This window comes from Bombilactobacillus mellis, assembly GCF_000967245.1.
GTDB lineage: Bacteria > Bacillota > Bacilli > Lactobacillales > Lactobacillaceae > Bombilactobacillus > Bombilactobacillus mellis.
Window position 1 is genome coordinate 708325 of record NZ_KQ033878.1, and the last position, 20119, is coordinate 728443.

The window sequence follows — 20119 nt, forward strand, 5'->3', positions numbered from 1 at the left end:
ACTTGTCAACAATAAATCAATATTTTTTTTCAATATTCAATATTTTATTAATCCAGGAATCATCATAAAAACTTGTTTCATGTGTCACAAGAATAACAGCCCCCCGATAATCTTTTAAGGCCTGCTGCAATGAAGCTTTACTATCATCATCTAAATGATTAGTTGGTTCATCTAAAATAAGAAAATTAGCCTGTTGGAGCATCAGTAAAGCCAATTTAACCTTTACTTGTTCTCCTCCAGACAATGTTTTAACAGCGGCCACCATTTGTTGAGCAGTCAAACCAGCTCTGGCAAGTGTGCGCCGAATAACACGTTGTGCCTGTTCAGAAAATTGCTGCTGCAAAATATCTATCGGGGTAACTAGCGGATGTGGCCAAAGCAAATCTTGTTGATAATAAGCCACCTTCGCTGTCTGTGCTAAATGCACACTGCCACCGAGTGAAGGGATTTGATTTAAAATAGTTCGAATTAAAGTGGTCTTTCCAATCCCGTTAAAACCTGTAATCACTACCTTTTCACCCATTGCTACTGAAAAATTCAGTTCTTTTTGTAACAGTGGTTGTTGATAACCGATTTTCAGATCATTAACCTCTAAAACGATTTGACTAGTATTATCTAAGTAAGGAAAGGAAAAATTTGGTTTATTGCGATTGGCAGGCGGAGCCAATACTTTCATTTTAGACAGTTGTTTTTCACGACTTTTGGCACTTTTAGAACGTGATCCGGCCTTATTTTTTTGAATATAGGCCTGCGTTTTAGCAATCTTTTTTTGTTGACTAGCATAGGATTTTAAATAAGTCTGTTGATTAGCTGCCTTTTGGCGTAGAGCTTGCTGCAAAGACCCACTATAACGTGTCAAACGACCTAATTCTAAATCGTATACCACATTAACAATTTTCCCCAAAAAATCAAAATCATGCGAAACCACTACAAAAGCGCCCGTAAAATTCTGTAAATAATCTGCTAACCAACTAATGTGTTGACTATCTAAATAATTAGTCGGCTCATCTAATAAGAGAATATCCGGATTTTTTAAAAGTAATTTCGCCAAAATTAATTTAGAACGTTGCCCACCACTTAGGTCCATAACATCATGATCATAACCTAAAGCATCTAAACCCAAACCTGTAGCCACTTGTTGAACTTTAGTATCTATTTCGTAGTAGCCATTTTCTTCCAACCAAGCTTGAATATTACCGGCACGCTCTATTAGATCTGCATTAGCATCAACACTCATTTGCTGATAAAGACTAGTTAACAATTGCTGTTGTATTAATAACTCTGCAAAAGCACTCTGTAAAAATTCTTTAATTGTCTGCCCTGCTTTCAAACTGGCATACTGATCCAGATAGCCGACTTTAAGTTTTTTCTTCCAAGTAATCTGCCCATTATCCGGAACTACTTGTTTAGTTAAAATTTTAATTAAGGTACTTTTACCGACACCATTTTGGCCGATAACTCCAACATGTTCCTGATCATTAACTTGAAAATTCGTATCATCATAAAGAACCTTATCAAGATAAGCATGTTGTAAGTGTTCGATTTTTAAGATACTCAAAATTTACTCCTATCAAATTCTTATTAATTAGAAAAAGACTAGGCAAGAATCTATCACCTAGTCCTTAGTCAACTATTTAATTATCATCATTGGTAACATATTCACTATTAATGTTGTTACCATAGATTTGATAATCCTGTTCGGCTTTAGAATCAAAGTCAAAGGAATTATAACGTTCGTTTAACTTATTTAATTTTGTTTCTTTATTAACTAAATTAATTGGTTCTTGACCGACACCTTGCCGCATTTTGGCTGAAACTCGGCGCAGTTCGGCAGTGGGAGCAATTTCATAAGAAAGACCATTAATCGTGGCACTATGGCCGTGTAAATAGTCTGATTCCATCTTTTTCGAAGCGCCTCGATAAGATTGCATTAAAGTCATAATGTCATCAAAAGATAAATCGGTACTCATCGAGCCCGAAATACTATTCAAGAGTTTTTGCATATTAGGCAAAGCACTCAAAGAGAGGGCTTTTTTAACAATTGCCATTATTACCTGACGTTGCCGTTTCTGGCGGCCATAATCACCTTCGGGATCTTCATAACGCATGCGGGCGTAAGACAAACTTTGTTTGCCGGTAATGACTTGCTTGCCTTTAGTGAAACTGCTGCCATCATAACTAAAAGGAAAAGGAGAATCAACTGTAATGCCATCTACTGCATCGACAATTTTAGGCAAAGAATGAAAATCCATCGTGACATAATGATCAATATGAATGCCTAATAATTTTTCTACAGACTTCATCGCTGCTGCTTCTTTACCTAAATTATAAGCAGAGTTAATTTTTTGAATAATTTTTTTACTGGATTTAATACCATAAATTTCAGCCAAAGTGTCTCGCGGAATACTCATCAAAATTGTCTTCTGCGTTTGCGGATTAACTGTTGCTAAAATCATAGTATCAGAATTACCCCGATCAGTTCTGCCCTCATCACCTGTATCAACACCCAAAAGTAAAACTGTCACAGGTTTTTTCTCAGCAATAGCATGAGAAATATGAGTCCTATCAGTAGGACGGTAAGCATTGCCTAAAGCGTTGCTAGCTTGTGAATATATACGAAAACCATAAGCTCCAGCAACAAATATAAACATTAAAGCGATCAATAAGATACTTTTTAGTACTGTATAATGATATTTTTGATGTTCATTGCGCACAAAAATACGTTGATTTCGGTGCAAAAATTCTTTATTTGGATCTTGATTATCCATTATCAAACCTCAATATATTACAGCTTTAGATTGCCTCTATTATTGGGCTAAGCCTTTTTCTATTACTAGTGGTCGACCTGCGCGGGCCTTGAGTGCCAATTCAATACTCTGGTCTACAATAATGCTTTGAGCATCAATGACACGATAAGGATGATTAAAAGCCTTCTCTTGTGCCAAAGACAGCTCGGTGCACCCTAAAATAACCGCCTGCGCTCCAAATTCATGAGTCATTCGTTTTAAAATCTGATAATAAAGTTGAGCGTCGACTTTACCACTGCGTTTAATATTATCATAAATTAAAGTCATAACATCACTTTGTAATTGAGCATCTCCCAATGTATAATCATAACCACTTTGTTGTAATTCCGCTTCGTAAATTCCATCAGCCAAGGTGCCTTGAGTTGCTATTAAACCAACTCTGTGAACTTGCGGATATTTTTTTTTCAAAGTAGCAATAGCTGTTCGGGGCATATGCAAAATCGGAACCGTAGTAGCCGCCTGTAAATCCTGATAAAAGTAATGGGCAGTATTACAAATAATAACCATAAAGCTCGGATGCAAAAGGCTTTGCTGCTTAATATCTTCTAATAAGGGCGGATAAAAACTCGGCTGATGATGATCTAGAATATAACTGGTACGATCAGGAATAGTTGCATGATTAACTAAAATATAGTTGAGATAATCTTGATCTTTACGAGCATGTGTACGTTGATTTAATAATCTTAAATAACTTTCAGTTGCTGCTGTACCCATACCACCGATTATTGTAAAGAAATTTTGCATAAGCTTCTCCCTATTCTAATTTCCGAACTACCTGTTGAGCTACATTAAAATCATTAGGATAAGGTGTATCGATACCTCTAATTTTTTGATAAGCATCCTCCCCTTTTCCTGCCAAAACTACTAAATCACCCGGTTGACTTTGACTAATAGCAGTCTTAATTGCCATTTTACGATCTAAAATGATTTGCACCTGTACCCGTTTATGATCGATATATTGATCGATTTCTTCGGCAATTTTTTGGGGATCTTCAAATCCGGGATCATCTGTAGTTAAATAAGCCGTATCCGCGTATTCACTTAAAGCCTTGCCAAAACCCGAGCGTCTTGATACGCCTTTATTGCCGGTACTGCCCACTACCACGATTACTTTAGAGTGTGGATTTTTACGTTTTAAAAAACTTAAAAGAGCTTTCATACTACCATAATTATGTGCATAGTCAATATAAATGGTCCCATGTTTTTGAGTAAAAATGGTTTCCATTCTTCCAGGAATATGCACATTATTAATCGCCGTTTGGGCTAATTGGTACGGCACACCGGCTAAGCCGGCTCCGATAATTGCAGACACAGCATTAGTTTCGTTGAAATCTCCTGCTAAATCTAATTCGTATTGACCATCAATATTCAGCTGTTTAGCTTTACTACTAATTCCCTGTAAGACAAAGGCACTTTGAGCCAGCGTACTTTCCGTACTATGATAAATAAAATCAGCCTGTTGGGACGCCTTATCTGTTTGCCGTTTAAAAGTATAAATATTTTCCGGATCAGTAGTAGTTTTAGCCGCCTGATAAACATCTAAGAACTGATCACTGTCAGCATTTAATACACAGATATTAGAGTTCACTAAAAGTTGCAACTTGCAGTGTAAGTAATCCGCAAAATTAGGATGTTCATTCGGTCCAATATGATCAGGCGTGATATTTAAGAAAAATCCGACATCATAATGTAATCCATAAACCCGATTGCGTTTATAAGCTTGTGAAGAAACTTCCATGACCAAATGCGTCATCCCATTATCCACTGCTTGTCGCATTTCACGAAATAAATCCAAAGATTCCGGAGTCGTCAAACTAGATTTAAAGGTTTGCTGCGGCTGCGGTCCCAAAATTCGATTAATGGTTGAAAAAAGGGCCGCTTTTTTATTAGTATATGCTTGCAATATTCCATGAGTAAAGTAGGCAGAAGTAGTTTTGCCCTTGGTTCCGGTGAATGCGATAATAAATAACTCGTTTTGGGGATAATCATAAAACGCTGCCCCTAATAAGGCCATCGCTTTTTGCACATCATTAACAATTAAAGCATTCATACCCTTAATTTCAGGATATTCTTGTTGAGCCACATAGGTTGAAGCACCATTTTGTTGAGCCTGGCGTAAATAATCTTCTTTGAAATGTGTACCTTTGCAAAAGAACATGCCATCTTTTTGAGCACGGCGTGAATCATAAGTTACAGCAGTAATTTCATTATCAAAGACAATATCTGCCTTTTTTAATAAATGATGTTCTTTTAAAAGCAAAACGCACCCATTTAAAATTAGTGCCATGTTTGTTCTCCTTTATTTTGTATCTTGGGTAAAATTTTTCGGTAAAATAATATCAAAAGCTGTCAAATTAGCATCAGATTGAACGCTGATTTTTCCACCATGAATTTTAATAAGACTCTGCGCAATGGCCAACCCCAAACCAGTACCAGAATGAACGGGGGATCGTGCTTGATCACTGCGATAAAAACGTTCAAATAAACGGGGTAAAGAGGCTTCCGGAATTGGTTCACCATCATTGGCCACCTGTAACCAAACGAATTGTCCGCGATCCTGAGCTTTTAACCAAATATGATGAGCACCTTGACCGTATTGCAAAGCGTTAGTAACTAAATTATTAAAAACCCGGCCCAGCTTCTCAGTATCAGCACGCATTACCAGTGTTTTTTCCGGACTAGTAACACTAATTTGAATGTGTTTTTGTTGAGCTTGCAGTTCAAATTCAGCATCTACTTGTTCGAGCATTTGGATCATATCAAATTTGCGATAATTCAATTTCGTACTAGCAGAACTGGCACGAACATATTCAAATAAATCATTGACTAATACTTGCAATTGTTGAGCTTTTTGAAAAGCAATATGCACGTACTTTTTAATATCACTATTAGAAGTATGCGGGTTCTGTTCGATTAAACCCAAAAAGCCTAAAATAGAAGTGAGCGGCGTCCGCAAGTCATGACTAACATTAGTAATTAATTCATCTTTACTTAATTCGCTATTTTGTTCTTGTTGAATCGTAGTTTGCATGGCTTTGGTAATCAGCAATAATTGCTGTAATACTCGGTGCAACCAATGATTATGCACCTGCAAATGTCCCAGTTGTTGGACATGGGCCGGTGTTACATCCTGAAATTGAATTAAAAGCTGCAGCACTTGATAGCGCAAATATTGCTGATAGGTGACAATTGCCCATAAAATTAAATTTAAAACGGTAATGATCAAAAAATATTTAGAATCAGCAGTAGAAAAGTGGGCGCCATATAAGACTCCTACTTCCAAGATCAGCAGCACTATTAATACCAAAAGTCCTCTGGCTGCTATTTTCAACCACTGTCTAACATTTAATTTTATTTTATTTGCCATTCATTAGGCCTCCACCTTGTAGCCTACACCCCAAACTGTTTCAATAACCTTTTCGCCATTAGTAGCTGCCTCTAATTTGTCCCGCAAATGACTCACATGCACCATCACGGTTTTAGCAGAGATAATACTTTCCTGTTTCCAAACCCGTTCAAAAATTTCATCTGCAGAAAACACTTGATTAGGATGACTAGCCAAGAGATATAAGATTCCAAATTCTAATGCGGTTAATTGTACCTTTTGTCCACTCGCTGTTACTACTTCATGAGATTTTTTGTTTATAGTAAGGGGACCAATGGTTAATTGATTAGGAATATTCTCTTCTCCAGCATGTGTCCGGCGCAAAAGTGATTTAATTCGCGCCATTACTTCCAGAGGATTAAAAGGTTTGACAACATAATCATCAGCACCGGAAATTAGGCCCTTAATCTTATCCAGATCACTAGTTTTAGCCGAAACAATAATAATAGGTATTTGTGAAGTTGCTCGAACTTTCTCCAAAACCTCAATCCCCGACATATCCGGCATCATAATATCTAAAATCATCAAGTCAATATCAGGATTTTGTTCGAGCTTTTGCAAAGCGGCCGTTCCCGATGTTGCCGCAATTGCCTCGTAGCCTTCATTGCGAATATAAATACTTAGTAATTCTACAATATCGTGATCATCATCTACCACCAAAATTTTCATAATTTCTCCCCCAAAGCATTACACTTTCCATTATACTAAAGAGAATCGCGAAAAACCATTCACTCTTAATGCCGTAAACGAGCCACAATAGTGAAAACCAATAATAAAATAATACAAAATAATGCGGCATAACCACTGCTGCCTAAAGCTAACGGTGGTAATTGAGCATAATGGCTGCCCCAGTCCAAAGCGATTTTTAAGACAGCAAGACCGCCAAAATAGATGACAGCACTAATTACCGCCCCCCGAAAAGCTAACTTGCGGCCAAAATGACTGGGCATTAAAGAACCTAAAAGAATAATAATCGGACCTAAAGCTAAAAGCCATAGACCTAAAGACGGATTAATCTGTAAATGAAAAGTAAAATTCAAATACATAATTCCCTGCCGAATCATTTGCGCTAAAGAAGGTACCGTGGGGCTATTCCAGCCAATGGCCGTGCCCAGCAGATTATTAGCAAAAAAACCAGGCCAAAAACTAGTACTCCAAGTTATAATTGCTAAAATCATCACTATCCAAGAACGCTGTCCAGTGGTTTTGGCAGGTTGGTATTTTTGAACGGGCCGCTCTATGACTACCGGCCGTGGTTGTTGCCTTTTTATTTGTGGCTGCGCTTTAATCACGCGCTGCACTTTTGTCTGTTCTTCATATTCTACATGACGAAACATTGCCTTAATTTTTTTATCCAAGGGGGTTGCTTGGCGGTTAGTAAATACATAACCCCAAATAAGCATGACTAAGGCCACAATAAAACTAATAATCTTACCCACATAAATATAAGTCAAAATTACTAATAAAACTACTAATAAAAAGCTAATGGGATTGGATTTTAACCACATTAAATATTGAATTATTGAATTATGCTGCTTCAAACGCGTATCCTGATGCGACTGCACACGTGATAAATGTTGCTCTTGCTTATCGCCACTTTGAGCAGATCTTTTATCTGCTAAAGAGGTATTCAACTGATAACCACAATTAGGACAGACTTTATAATCCGCTGCTAATTTAAAGCCGCAGTTGGGACAATATTTCATGGCTGATTCTCCTTTAAACAACCAATTTCAATTTAGGGAAACTATAGTATACCCTAATTCTTTGCAAAATTATACTATAAAGTATGTTAGCCTAAACATGTGAATTTTTTATGATAATTAGTATTTATCTTTACAAAAAAGCTGGGATTTTATCCCAGCTAATCAAATAATTAATTACTATTTTAGTAATCAATTCCGATTACTCCATAAGTAAAAAATTGTAGTTAAAGCTAAACCTGCATTACTAACAATGAGCGCGATCGACTGCTGGCGTAGAACCCAACAAATTAAAGAAACTACTAAACATAATATCGCAATCGTTCCTATCAAAAGGTTTCTTCTCTCCATTATATAGTTCCCCCCATTTATTAAAACTTTGCCAATTTTTTTGGATTTTTGTTAATTCTCGAGCATCATAATTTTGATAGCGACTACTTACAGACAAAATTTTTTGATTTCATGTAAAGCTGATTTTTCAGCAAACCCTTTTCATTTCATGTTGAGCTGTCACCGGCTCTTTTAACTGTGCGATCTGAGTTAGGTTTGTTCTAAAAATAGCCTGCACTTGGCCTGTATTGGCCAGTCATCATATCCCCCCTCTGGTTTCTCATTATACAATAGATGCACTCTAATCTGATAAATGCTGAAATGATAATGCACTTGTTATTTTGCGATCACGAATATTCTATCAGTACTAAGCCCCAGCAAACAAACTACAAATAGCAGTTTCCCCTCAAGCTGCAGTCACGACATGAAACAAGCTTTTAAGCTAAAAATAATTTAACGTTTAATCAATTCCAGATCTTGATGATAATTTTCCACTTCAGATTGAAATAGTTGATTTTGGAAAATGTAAACTATCATCGCACCCCAAAAATCCTTAATATCTCCAGCGGACTCAATTGCTGATTAATCTCCGAAAAATTATCTTTTAATTTTTGTAAATCAGAAAAAATGCCTTGCTAATCGTTAAGAATATTGTCTAAAATATCTGTTATCGAACTTTGAATTAAAACCTCTTGGATAAATAATTGAAACAAGGAAAATTATTAAAGACAAATTACACCAGATCTTCCACAAAAAATGAGACCAATTCTGTTAAATGTTGATCATAAATAATAATTTGGCTCAACGTAGCTCCACTCAAAATCTTACCAATTTGCTTAATAGATAACGACTGCCAAAAAGCACCACTTTCTACTTTTGAAATTGGCGATAATACCTGCCCTTAATAAATAAAAACTGTTGTCCAATTATGCACCATGATGATAAAATATAAGAAAACGATTACTTGAGGACAGAACAATGAAACAAAAACCTTGGTTTAAGTTCTTTTTACTTTATTTGGGAGGCGTGACAATTTCTTTAAGCCAACTCAAAATTGTTCCTATTTTAACTACTATTAATCGTAATTTTCATTTATCTCTTTCTGCTTCCGCTTGGTTGATGTCTATTTTTACTTTTTCCGCTGTTTTTTTGGCCTTACCCGGAGGCAGTATTATTGATAAATTAGGTCCTAAAAAATTACTGCTGGGACTTTTCGGCTGTTTAATTTTGGGTAATTTTTTAGGAATTATCGCTCACAATTATTTCTGGTTATTATTCTCTCGTTTCATTGAAGGAATACCTTTTGCTTTAATTATTATGGTGGGTATTGTTTTGATTAATAAGTGGTTCCCAGAAACAGGCAGTGGTTTGGCTACTGGTATTTGGGGTACTTTTTCTGCCGCCGGTTCTTTAATCGCTATGAATATCTTTCAACCACTGGCACAAAAAGGCGGCCTGAAGGCTCCTTGGATATTTACTTTGTGCTTAGCTCTGTTGTTATTAATCCTTTATGCCTATTTTATTGAAAGCGATTCAACCAATATCCAAGCAAAGCAAAAAATTTCTTTTCACCAGCAGCTCCAACCTTTATTAAAGAATACACGTATTTGGACTTTAGCCCTCGCTCAAGGTGCAATGGCTTTTGTTTTATATGCCTTTATTACTATCTACCCTTTATTATTTACTAGTTTTTACCATCTGGCGAATAGTCAAGCTAACTTTTTAGCCAGTTTATTTGGCCTGTTCGGAGTTCCTTTTGGATTATTAGCCGGTTATTTAATGGATAAATTTCCCCATCATGGTCCCGTAATTACTTTAACCGCCTTTATTTTAATGACCCTCTCCTGTTTACCTATGCTGAATCTGCAGGGTTTTGCAAGCTATGTACTGCAAGTCTTTTGTTTATCAGCCACAATTATGATGGCTTCCTCTTGTGTCATGGTATTGGTGCCGAAAACGGTCAACAGCAATCAACTAGTGGGCTATGCGGTATCTTTTGTCAACTTTTTATATTACATTGGTATTATCATCGGCACACCCATTGTTACTAAAATGATTGAAATTTCATGGTTAACAGCATGTTTATTGTTAGGAGGTGTTTGTTTACTAGGGACGATCAGTATTTTCATATTTATAATTTTGACAAAGAGAAAGGAATTAAATTCATGAATTATCAATTTACTAGTAATCTACAACAGGCTCAACAATTAGATCAAGAAGATCCTTTAGCTAAAATTCGTGATCATTTTTATATTCAACCTGGTCAAATCTATATGGATGGTAATTCTTTAGGACTAGCTTCCAAAGAAGCCGAAACGGCTCTTTTAAAAATGATGAATATTTGGAAAACTCAAGGGATTAATATGTGGGATGAATATTTTCATTATGGCCTGGAATTAGGCGCTCAATGTGCTACTTTAATTAATGCCCGAGCTAACGAGGTTCTCATTACCGGCAGTACTACTTCTAATGTGCACCAATGTATCAGTACTTTGTATCAACCTACTGCCGAGCGTTATAAAATCTTAGTAGATGATTTAAACTTTCCTACTGATCGCTACGCAATTGATAGTGAAATTCGTCTACGCGGCTACAATCCTGAAGAAGCAGTAAAAGTTATTCCTAGTCCCGATGGCAAATATATTGATGAAGATGCAGTTATAGCAGGGATGAGCGATGATGTTGCTTTAATTCTGTTGCCCACAGTTTTATATCGTAGTGCTCAAGTGCTAGACATGGAACGTTTAACCAAAGCAGCTCATGAACGCGGCATTATTATTGGCTGGGATCTTTGTCACGCTATTGGTGCAATCACTATGGACTTTCAAAAAATCCAACCCGATTTTGCTATTTGGTGCACTTATAAATATTTGGCTGCTGGTCCTGGTTCTATTGCCGGTATGTACCTGAATCAAAAACATTTTGATAAACAACCAGGTCTTGCTGGTTGGTGGGGTAACCGTGATGATACCCAATTTCAATTAAAGCAAAATTTTGAACACCAAAAAGACGTTAGCGGTTGGCAAATCGGAACGCCTTCCATGTTATCTATGGCTCCTTTAGAAGGAACATTAAAATTAATCAATAGCATCGGCATGGAAGCAATTAGAACGAAATCGCTGAAAATTACGGCTTATTTGATGTATTTAATTGATGAAAAATTGACTCAATATGGTTGTAAAGTAGGTAATCCACGCGAAGACAGTAAACGCGGCGGCCATGTTTGCTTGGAACATCCCCAAGGTTATCAAATTTCTTTAGCCCTCAAAGATCGTAACGTGATTCCTGATTTCCGTGAACCTGATGTCATCCGCTTAGCCCCAATTGCACTTTATACTTCTTATGAAGAAGTTTATCAAATGGTAGATATCTTAGAAGATATCTTAAAAACTAAAAGTTATGAAAAATACAGTGCTAAACGGGGATTAGTAGTTTAAAATCTTAAAAAAATAGCCAAAAATGTCGATCAAAAAGACCGACATTTTTTATTTACCTAATTTTTAAAAGTAATACATCCTACTTCAAAACGCCACCAATTTCAATGCAAAATAATAAGAGCAATAGAATTCTAATCTACTGGTGTGAGTTTTACTTTATTTAACAATAAGGAGCTCAGCACGACCGAAATAGAACTTAAAGCCATCGCTAAACTGGCTAATTCTGGACTTAAAACCAACCCCCAACCTACAAATACTCCTGCCGCAATCGGAATTCCTAAAGCATTATAAATAAAGGCCCAAAACAGATTAAATTTAATTCGTTGAAAAGTTTTGCGACTCAATTCCAAGGCTTGCACTACGCCGCGCAAATCATTCTTCACTAAAACAATTCCTCCCGCTTCAATCGCGATATCTGTCCCTGAACCCATAGCAATACCAACATTAGCCAAGGTCAAAGCTGGGGCATCATTAATACCATCACCAACAAAAGCTACATTATTATGTCGCTGTAATTGTTGCACAATCTGGGCTTTATCGTTGGGCAAAACATTAGCAAACACTTGATCAATACCTACTTTTTGAGCAATAGCTTGTGCGACTTGTTGATTATCGCCCGTAAGCATTACGGTTTTTAAGCCCTGACGTTTCAAAGCTGCTATTGCTGCAGCTGCACTGCTTTTTGGAGTATCTTGAATAGCAATTAAGCCTTGCGCAGCTCCCACTTCACCGACGATTACTACTGTTTTAGCCTCATTTTGCAATTGTTCTTTTTGCTGCCTTAACTTCTCCGATATAGAATTTTGAGAAAAAAGTTGCTCGCTACCAATATAAAACTGTTTATCTTGTAACTGGGCGCGGACCCCTTTACCAACAATTGTTTGAAAATCAGCTGCCGGAATTAAAGATAGTTCCTGCTTTTGAGCAGCTTGAACAATGGCCTGTGCTAAAGGATGTTCCGAAGCAGTTTCTATAGAAGCTGCTATTTGGAGAATTTGCTTGGGCTTTGATCCCACAATATCAGTAACTTGCGGTTGACCGTGAGTAATTGTTCCGGTTTTATCGAAAACTACCGTTTGAATATTATCGGCTGCTTCTAAAACCTCACCATTTTTTATTAGTATTCCAGCTTTGGCACTACGTCCTGTTCCAACCATTAGAGCAGTTGGAGTAGCTAACCCTAAAGCGCAAGGGCAAGCAATAATAACCACTGATACCGCAAATAGCAGCGCCCGCACCGTAGATGCTTGTAAAAATATATTCCAAATGACAAAAGTCAGAATAGCAATAATTAAAACGGCAGGTACAAAAATATTAGAAATTTTATCCGTTAGTTTTTGAATAGGGGCCCGGCTGGTTTGCGCCTTTTTAACCATTTCTACAATCTGCGATAATAAGGTATCAGGTCCTACTTTTTGGGCTTGAAATAGAAAAGTACCGGTTTTATTAATAGTAGCCCCAATTACTTGATCACCGACCTTTTTAGTAACCGGCATACTTTCGCCAGTTACCATGGATTCATCAATACTAGAAGTGCCTTGAGTGATGACACCATCTACGGCAATTTTTTGTCCCGGCTTAACCCGAAGAATATCATCAACTTGAACTTCTTGAAGGGGAACTTGCACAAACTGGCCAGCGCGCATAACTTCTGCTGTTTTAGCTTGTAAATTGATCAGTTTTTTAACGGCACTTGAAGCATTAGTCCGCATTTTTTCTTCTAAAACTTGCCCCAATAAGATAAAGGTTATTATAAAAACCGCACTTTCAAAAAATACTGCTCGGTGAGTAAATAAGGCATAGACACTATATAAATAAGCCGTCAGCGTACCAATCGCCACTAAAGTATCCATATTGGCTTGATGGTTTTTAAAAGCCGCCCAGGCGCTATGCAAAAACGGACCTGCGGCAACTACCATTTCGACAGTTGCTAAGCCAAACATCAGCCAATCACCGCCAGGCAGCATCCATCCCCAAGGCATTAATATCATTTGCACTAACATCGGTAAAGAAATAATTAAAGAAAAAATAAAACGATTTTTTATACTCATTAGTCAACAATCCTTCTCCATAAGTTATTTCAGATTTTCATTAATTATTTAAAAATATTTTAGATTAGTTCAAACTAATTAATGAAATTAAAGATGGCTTCATAGTAAATCCGTCATTGACAATGAAGAACTCTGCAATTAAAAAAGTGAATAGTGCTTCTAAAGTTTTTATTTCACAATCACTTTACCGTGAAACATATTCATACCACAGGCATAATCGTATTCACCAGTGTGGCTGGTATCAATGGCAATTATCTGATCCTTTTTTTCTGGTAAAAATTCATCTATTCCTAAATCGGGAAATACTACTCTTTCTAAACAGCTGGAAGGATCCTGGCGATGAAAAATCACCTGCGCTGGAATATTCTTTTTTAAAATAACTGTCTGCGGCCGATAACCACCGTCAACAATAACCTTAACTTGTTGTTGTTTGTTATTTTCAGTTTGAGCTTCACTCACAGATTCTTGATGCTTACCAAAAAACCACCAGAGAATAAAACCAATTAAAAGAACTGCGACTATTAACACTAGAATCTTAGTCATTATATCCTCTCCTTTTTGTTTACAAATGTAAACTTTAAAATCAGTATAACACTTAATTTACATTTGTAAACATTATTATCCTTATTTTATTTTTATAATTTCTATTTCTTTAGTAAAAACAAAATTTATTCCAAAGTAAAAGGATGGAAACTTATCTAAGTTTCCATCCCTTATCGATTACATTTTTAATCTAAATTAGCACCATTGGAAGCAATAACTTGTTGATACCAATTGAAGGATTTCTTTTTATAACGTTTGAAAGTTCCCTGACCTTGATCATCAACATCAACATAAATAAAGCCATAACGTTTAGACATCTCTCCAGTAGAAGCACTGACTAAATCAATACAGCCCCAAGGAGTATAGCCCATCACATCTACTCCATCAGCTAAAGCTTGGCCAATAGCTTGAATATGTTGTCGTAAATAATCAATCCGATAATCGTCAACCACATAGTTATTAGCATCTAATTTATCATGCGCTCCTAAACCATTTTCCACAATAAATAATGGTTTTTGATAACGATCATAAAGCTGATTTAAAGCTATTCTTAAACCATCGGGGTCAATTTGCCAGCCCCAATCACTTGTTTTAAGGAAGGGATTGCGAACACCGCCCATTAAATTACCGTTAACACTCTCGTGGTCTTTTTGTGTTACTTCTTCCACTGAAGACATATAATAGCTAAAGCCAATATAGTCTACCGGATAATGAGCCAATAATTCCAATTCTTCTGTCGTGTAATCAAGATCTGTAAACTGTAAATTATATTTAGCTAATAAACTCTGAGTATAAGCCGGATAATGACCGCGAACTTGCACATCTGCACAGAAGAAATTATTTTCCTGATTAGCCTTCATTGTAGCTACCTGATTCACCGGATTAGCATCATAACTATAAGTAGTAGCATACAAAATCATGCACCCAATTTGTAAATTGGCATCTAATTCATGACCAATTTTAACAGCCTTAGCACTAGCGACAAATTGATTATGCCAAGCTTGAAAAATATTCTTTTTATCATTAGCCCCATTAGCTGCTGCTAAACCTTGACTCATAATAGGGAAATGAGCCGCACTATTAATTTCATTAAAAGTCATCCAATATTTAACCTGTTTATAATAACGGGTTAAAACTGTCCGAGCAAATTTTTCATAAAAGTCGATTAATTTCTTATTTTTCCAGCCGCCATATTGCTTAACAAGATGAAGAGGCATTTCATAATGAGAAATAGTGATAACTGGTTCAATTTGATACTTCAAACATTCTGCAATTAAGGCATCATAGAACTTCAAACCTGCTTCATTTGGCTGAGCATCATCGCCATTAGGAAAAATCCGTGACCAAGCAATTGAGAAACGATAACATTTAAATCCCATTTCTGCAAAAAGAGCAATATCCTCTTTAAAGTGATGATAATGATCAATGCCAAGATGATTAGGATAAAAATATTTCTGCTCATCAATGGAAAAATCAAAATCAGGCTGATTAACAATTTGCATCCGCTGTTTGCCAGCGGGTAAAACGTCTGGTAAAGATAGACCCTTACCGTCAGTTTGATAAGCTCCTTCTAATTGATTAGCGGCGGTGGCACCACCCCATAAAAAGTTAACTGGGAATTGTTGTGTTGTCATAATTAACCTCCTTATATTACTCTAATAGTATACAGCATTTCTTGTTTCTTCGTCACATCTAGTACTAGTGAACAATTACCTTATTATACTGACAAGCCAATACTTAATTATTGCAAAAGCCTAAGAGTTTTGAGCTCTTAGGCTTTGAAAACTAAACTTAAATACTATTAGTAACTGTCCAATCTGCAATCGTATCAAATTTGCCCCAATGGGGTTGATCTTTATTGGTACGTAAAAACATTCCTCCTACCTGTTGATCTTTATCATTCCACCAAGATGTTGTTAATTGCCTGTGAACATCTTCATTAGATGTGATCACATCAGGTACTGTATCATTAAAAATTGTCGTTTCAGATAGCAAATTCTGCTCCATACCTGTAGCTGGATCTTTGTATAATAACCATTTAGTTAGAGGATTATCAGTACTATTTTCCCGTAATTGGATCGTTACTTTGATATTGTTCTTAGCTATCGGTGTATAAGTTAAATTCAAACTATTTCGGACCTCTTCTTTATTAACTATCGGATAATCTTTAGTTACAAATTTTCCAAGATGATGTTGTCCAAAATCAATTTTAGAAGGTATCATAAGTTGCAAATTATAAACATTACCAATTTTAATGGCTCTACTTTCACCTAGTGCCAGACTTTCCAAAGTATTATCTGTATGTTGATATTCAGTGCTCATATGCATTGATGCCAGATTTAATTCTTTGGCTGCCTTTAAGACTTGTACATTGGTATCAACTTCAAAACGAATACCGGAATTAAAATGCCCTGCACTTGCTAGCTCCGGAAAATCTTTTGGTTCAAGCTTAAGCGTATTATTTTGAAAAGAAAAACTTTTAGTCTGACTATTATTATTCTTATCCGTCGCAATAACTTGTACTTGCGGATCAGCTTTAATTTCTGGTGAATCATAATCACCTGCTCCAGGATCTCCTCGGGTAAAAGTAACGTTAGAAATAGTGGCTGACTCTTCTTTCGGTTTGAAAAAATTCTTTTCTTGATACTTACCCATACCCAAATTATCAGGATTAGTGAACCCAGCCTCATTACTAAAGTGCAAACTATTCTTTTGCCATAATTGCTTATATCCAGAATAACTCGGCACGTTGAAGACCTTATAACTATATGATAATAAATATTTAGGTATTAGCTGGCCTTGTTCATCAAAAGCATTAGTGGGACTTTGGCTGCCTGCTTCATCAGTCCCATAGAATTTAATTGTATAATCTTTTGCATCTGCTGTAACTTTATTAGTTGGTTGAGCAGGTATTTTCCAGACAGTATTACGAAGTTTATTGTCATTTATCATTTTTAATTGGCCATTAACATCGGCAGCTTTTGGATCTAAACTGGCTCCTATAGGATTAATATAGCCTTTAACATTTAACATCTTATTAGTAGACTGATTATCTTGAGGTAAATTATCTTGATAAATTAAAGGAATTTCAATATCATCACCCAACAGATAATATTTACGAGCTTTTGGTTGATCCAATTGCAGATATAAACTGCTAATTGAGATATTTCTAGTTGCTGAAGCCTGATAATTATTGACCGCTGTCACCTGAATCTTATCACTGGGTACAAGTGTTCCGATCTTTTGCTCATGTTGAGCATCATAATTTTTTAATAATTGATCAATATCAATTGTAAATTCATTTTTATTCCAGCTGATCACTTGAGCGTCATTAATATAACGCCAAGGCAAAGTTAATTCACTTCCGGGTCCGGTTAATGTATTTAAAACTACCCCTTGCTCGTCATGATGATCTGCAAACCAGGTATCATTATCTGGTGCAACAGCTGTTAGAGCTGTTTGTGTTAGATCTGTATTTACATCTTTCAGATAAACAGCATCTAATTTCCCATCTAAGGGATCATTATTATTTCCCTTATCTCCCAAATCTATAGCAGTTGCAGAATCAGCTCGTTGTAAAGCAACATGTAATCGAGCATCTGTCATAGGATCTCCACTTTCAATATCAGTAACCTTACCCGTAATTTTTCTTTGTTGTGGATCCAAAGCCGTTAAGTTTTTATTTAATTGTGGGCCATTATCAATAGCAGTAAAATTAACGCTATCAAACTGATTAAATTGTGCTTTATTAGAATTATCAACTAATTTATTTAATTCCCTCTGTAAAAGTGCCGTGTATTGTTTCCCTGTCTGTGCTTGTAAAGATGCAGCAAGAATATGATTCCCGCTAAAAGGAAAATTCAAATATTGAAAAGGAATAGATGTTGTACTATCAAAAATTTGCTTTACACCATGAAGTTCTACTGTTCCATTACCAAAGATAATATTGGAATCCTTATTCGGACGTGTAATTTTTAAGGATTTAGGTTTATACACGTTAACTTTAAAGGTCTTGCCAGAACTATAAACCATATTTACCACCCCAGTTGCACCAGGGGCAGCCACGTTAAAAGTTCCATTTTTATTAACAAAAACTTGACCATCAGAACCCAATTGAATTAAATTAGCCGGCTTAGAGTCAAGATTATTTGCTTTAGCTATCAGACTACCTTCACCAATATCGACAATGCCTCCTTGAACATATGCTAAACCGTATTGAGACAGGGGTCCTTCAGAAGTAAGATTGATTTCGGAATTGGAATGATCAACATATTGGATTTTACTAGCCTTACTACTCAAAATTAAAGCAGTTCCTGGTGTATAATACCCCGTTTTCATGGGAATATCATCGGCAGCATCTTTGATAACGTCAGGCTGAATTTTATTTACCTCTGATTTAAACGAATCTAAATTAGTTTTTACATTTAAAGTAGCGTTTTTTCCAATCTTTAAAACTGGCTCTGCATTTGCGTCGGTAGCCCCTCCTCTTAAATAAAGACCACCAGCAGTAGAACTGCCATAAGAATTTTCTGGGTTATTTCCAATATCTGTACCTTTTGTTCCTGTTACGGTGTGTGGATATAAATTAACGGTAGCCCCATTATGAACAGTTGCACTACCAGTCAACTCTAATACATTACCAGAATAAGTATATCCGTTATAGATACAATCTTCACCAAAGTCGACATTTTGCGCCTGCATATTTTGTTGATTGCCATTACCTTGACAGTTATATTGTTTATTATCATTTGGAACGTAATAAGAACGCAGAGAAAAAGCATTAATAGTTCCATAGGTTTCAATATTGACATCTCCCCTGCTATAAAGAAATTGGGCCCCAAAATAGTTTATATTTTTATAAATCTCTGTGGTAGTGCCATAACCTTTGATGAAACCATAATAGCTACTATTATAAATAGTGGCATTTTCCAAACAAATAGTGGTTTGAAACCCTTTTTTATTTATAGTTCTAATATTCAAATTGCCCACATTAATATAATGATTATTAGCATCAATAGTTAAAGTATTATTATTAGAAGGGCGTTTTATTGCTAGATAACGATCTAAGGTTGTCCCCGAATACGTCCCATTAGTATTTATACTTGATGCAACTGCACTCAGAATCTGTGACCAAGCGGGCACCTCAGACGTTCCATTAGCCGTGGTAACTTTAATTGTAGGATTAGACACAGAATTTTCTTGGGCATTTACTAAATCAATATTGTTCATTAAAACTATTTTAGTAATATTTGAATCCTTAATGTTATTTATGGTATTACTAGTACTCAAACCATCATAATTGCGGGGATAAGCATCTCCCGTTGTGCTATAGCCATAAATAGCATGCAAATATTGATTAGGAGTTCTAACGTAAGCTATGTAACCACCTGGAACATCTGGATCAGGCTCCAATGCGTAGTCATTATTTTTTGGCCAAATAATAGTGTCGGATATTTTAGTTAAGAAATTAAAATTATTAGCAGAATTAGAAGCTGAAAAAACTGAAAAATCAGCCTTCTGTGATGTCTTAGGCTGTGACAATGATTCGATACTAGGGTATTGACTCATTAAACTCGAAGCAGCTTGTACATTCTGCTTTAGATTAAAAAACAAAGTTATAAAACTGATAATTATTAATACACCATATTTCCAAATCCTATTTTTATTTAATTGGATCATTTTTACCTCCCCCGGTTTTCCAAAATACAATTATTATGTCGCCAATTGTATCATTCCTTTTGCAAAATTAGTTTAAACTTATCATATCTTTATTAATTTTTATAATAATATGCTTATTATAAACATAATAATAATTATTTAACTATTAAATTATTCTTATAAATAACATTAATTAACACAAATA

General features: G+C 35.8%; 14 protein-coding genes. 2 read left to right on the forward strand and 12 right to left on the reverse strand.

The features are described from left to right. Nucleotides 1-16: 16 nt before the first annotated feature. The 8 genes from JG29_RS07560 to JG29_RS08790 form a co-directional block, all read right to left on the reverse strand. Nucleotides 17-1558, reverse strand: a complete 1542-nt coding sequence (locus JG29_RS07560; protein ID WP_045923340.1) for an ABC-F family ATP-binding cassette domain-containing protein — start codon at nt 1556-1558, stop codon at nt 17-19. Nucleotides 1559-1634: 76 nt separating this feature from the next. Next, on the reverse strand, nt 1635-2768 hold the full coding sequence (locus JG29_RS07565; RefSeq protein ID WP_052696338.1) for an LCP family protein: 1134 nt from the start codon (nt 2766-2768) through the stop codon (nt 1635-1637). Between the two features lie 39 nt (nt 2769-2807). Beyond that, nucleotides 2808-3551: an aspartate/glutamate racemase family protein gene (locus JG29_RS07570; RefSeq protein ID WP_045923341.1), complete on the reverse strand. Its 744-nt coding sequence runs from the start codon at nt 3549-3551 to the stop codon at nt 2808-2810. A 10-nt stretch (nt 3552-3561) separates the two neighbouring features. Continuing rightward, nucleotides 3562-5094: a UDP-N-acetylmuramoyl-L-alanyl-D-glutamate--2,6-diaminopimelate ligase gene (locus JG29_RS07575; protein WP_045923342.1), complete on the reverse strand. Its 1533-nt coding sequence runs from the start codon at nt 5092-5094 to the stop codon at nt 3562-3564. Between the two features lie 12 nt (nt 5095-5106). Further along, the gene (locus JG29_RS07580; protein WP_045923343.1) at nt 5107-6174 is read right to left on the reverse strand and encodes a sensor histidine kinase; all 1068 of its coding nucleotides are present in this window, start codon (nt 6172-6174) and stop codon (nt 5107-5109) included. A gap of 3 nt (nt 6175-6177) precedes the next feature. Continuing rightward, nucleotides 6178-6861 (reverse strand): response regulator transcription factor, encoded by a 684-nt coding sequence (locus tag JG29_RS07585; protein WP_045923344.1) that lies wholly within the window; start codon nt 6859-6861, stop codon nt 6178-6180. A gap of 65 nt (nt 6862-6926) precedes the next feature. Next, the gene (locus JG29_RS07590) at nt 6927-7898 is read right to left on the reverse strand and encodes a zinc ribbon domain-containing protein (RefSeq protein ID WP_045923345.1); all 972 of its coding nucleotides are present in this window, start codon (nt 7896-7898) and stop codon (nt 6927-6929) included. 189 nt (nt 7899-8087) lie between these two features. After that, complete coding sequence (locus tag JG29_RS08790) at nt 8088-8246, reverse strand: hypothetical protein (protein WP_156961648.1); 159 nt, start codon at nt 8244-8246, stop codon at nt 8088-8090. A gap of 957 nt (nt 8247-9203) precedes the next feature. On the opposite strand from JG29_RS08790, the gene JG29_RS07595 reads away from it, so the two are divergent. Both JG29_RS07595 and kynU read left to right on the forward strand, forming a co-directional pair. Then, a complete protein-coding gene (locus JG29_RS07595; RefSeq protein ID WP_045923346.1) occupies nt 9204-10394 on the forward strand; it encodes an MFS transporter in 1191 nt (396 codons plus the stop codon). Continuing rightward, nucleotides 10391-11662 carry a kynureninase gene (kynU, locus tag JG29_RS07600; protein ID WP_045923347.1) on the forward strand — a complete coding sequence of 424 codons (1272 nt, stop codon included), beginning with the start codon at nt 10391-10393 and terminating at the stop codon, nt 11660-11662. Before JG29_RS07595 ends, kynU begins: the two co-directional genes overlap by 4 nt. Nucleotides 11663-11793: 131 nt before the next feature. On the opposite strand, the gene JG29_RS07605 is transcribed toward kynU, so the two are convergent. From JG29_RS07605 to JG29_RS07620, 4 genes are all read right to left on the reverse strand, one after another. Beyond that, nucleotides 11794-13713 carry a copper-translocating P-type ATPase gene (locus JG29_RS07605; protein WP_084232645.1) on the reverse strand — a complete coding sequence of 640 codons (1920 nt, stop codon included), beginning with the start codon at nt 13711-13713 and terminating at the stop codon, nt 11794-11796. A 168-nt stretch (nt 13714-13881) separates the two neighbouring features. Further along, nucleotides 13882-14256 carry a cupredoxin domain-containing protein gene (locus JG29_RS07610; protein ID WP_045923348.1) on the reverse strand — a complete coding sequence of 125 codons (375 nt, stop codon included), beginning with the start codon at nt 14254-14256 and terminating at the stop codon, nt 13882-13884. A gap of 185 nt (nt 14257-14441) precedes the next feature. Continuing rightward, nucleotides 14442-15890 carry a glycoside hydrolase family 1 protein gene (locus tag JG29_RS07615; RefSeq protein ID WP_045923349.1) on the reverse strand — a complete coding sequence of 483 codons (1449 nt, stop codon included), beginning with the start codon at nt 15888-15890 and terminating at the stop codon, nt 14442-14444. A gap of 157 nt (nt 15891-16047) precedes the next feature. Next, nucleotides 16048-19935 (reverse strand): pectate lyase-like adhesive domain-containing protein, encoded by a 3888-nt coding sequence (locus JG29_RS07620; protein WP_045923350.1) that lies wholly within the window; start codon nt 19933-19935, stop codon nt 16048-16050. Between the last annotated feature and the right edge of the window lie 184 nt (nt 19936-20119).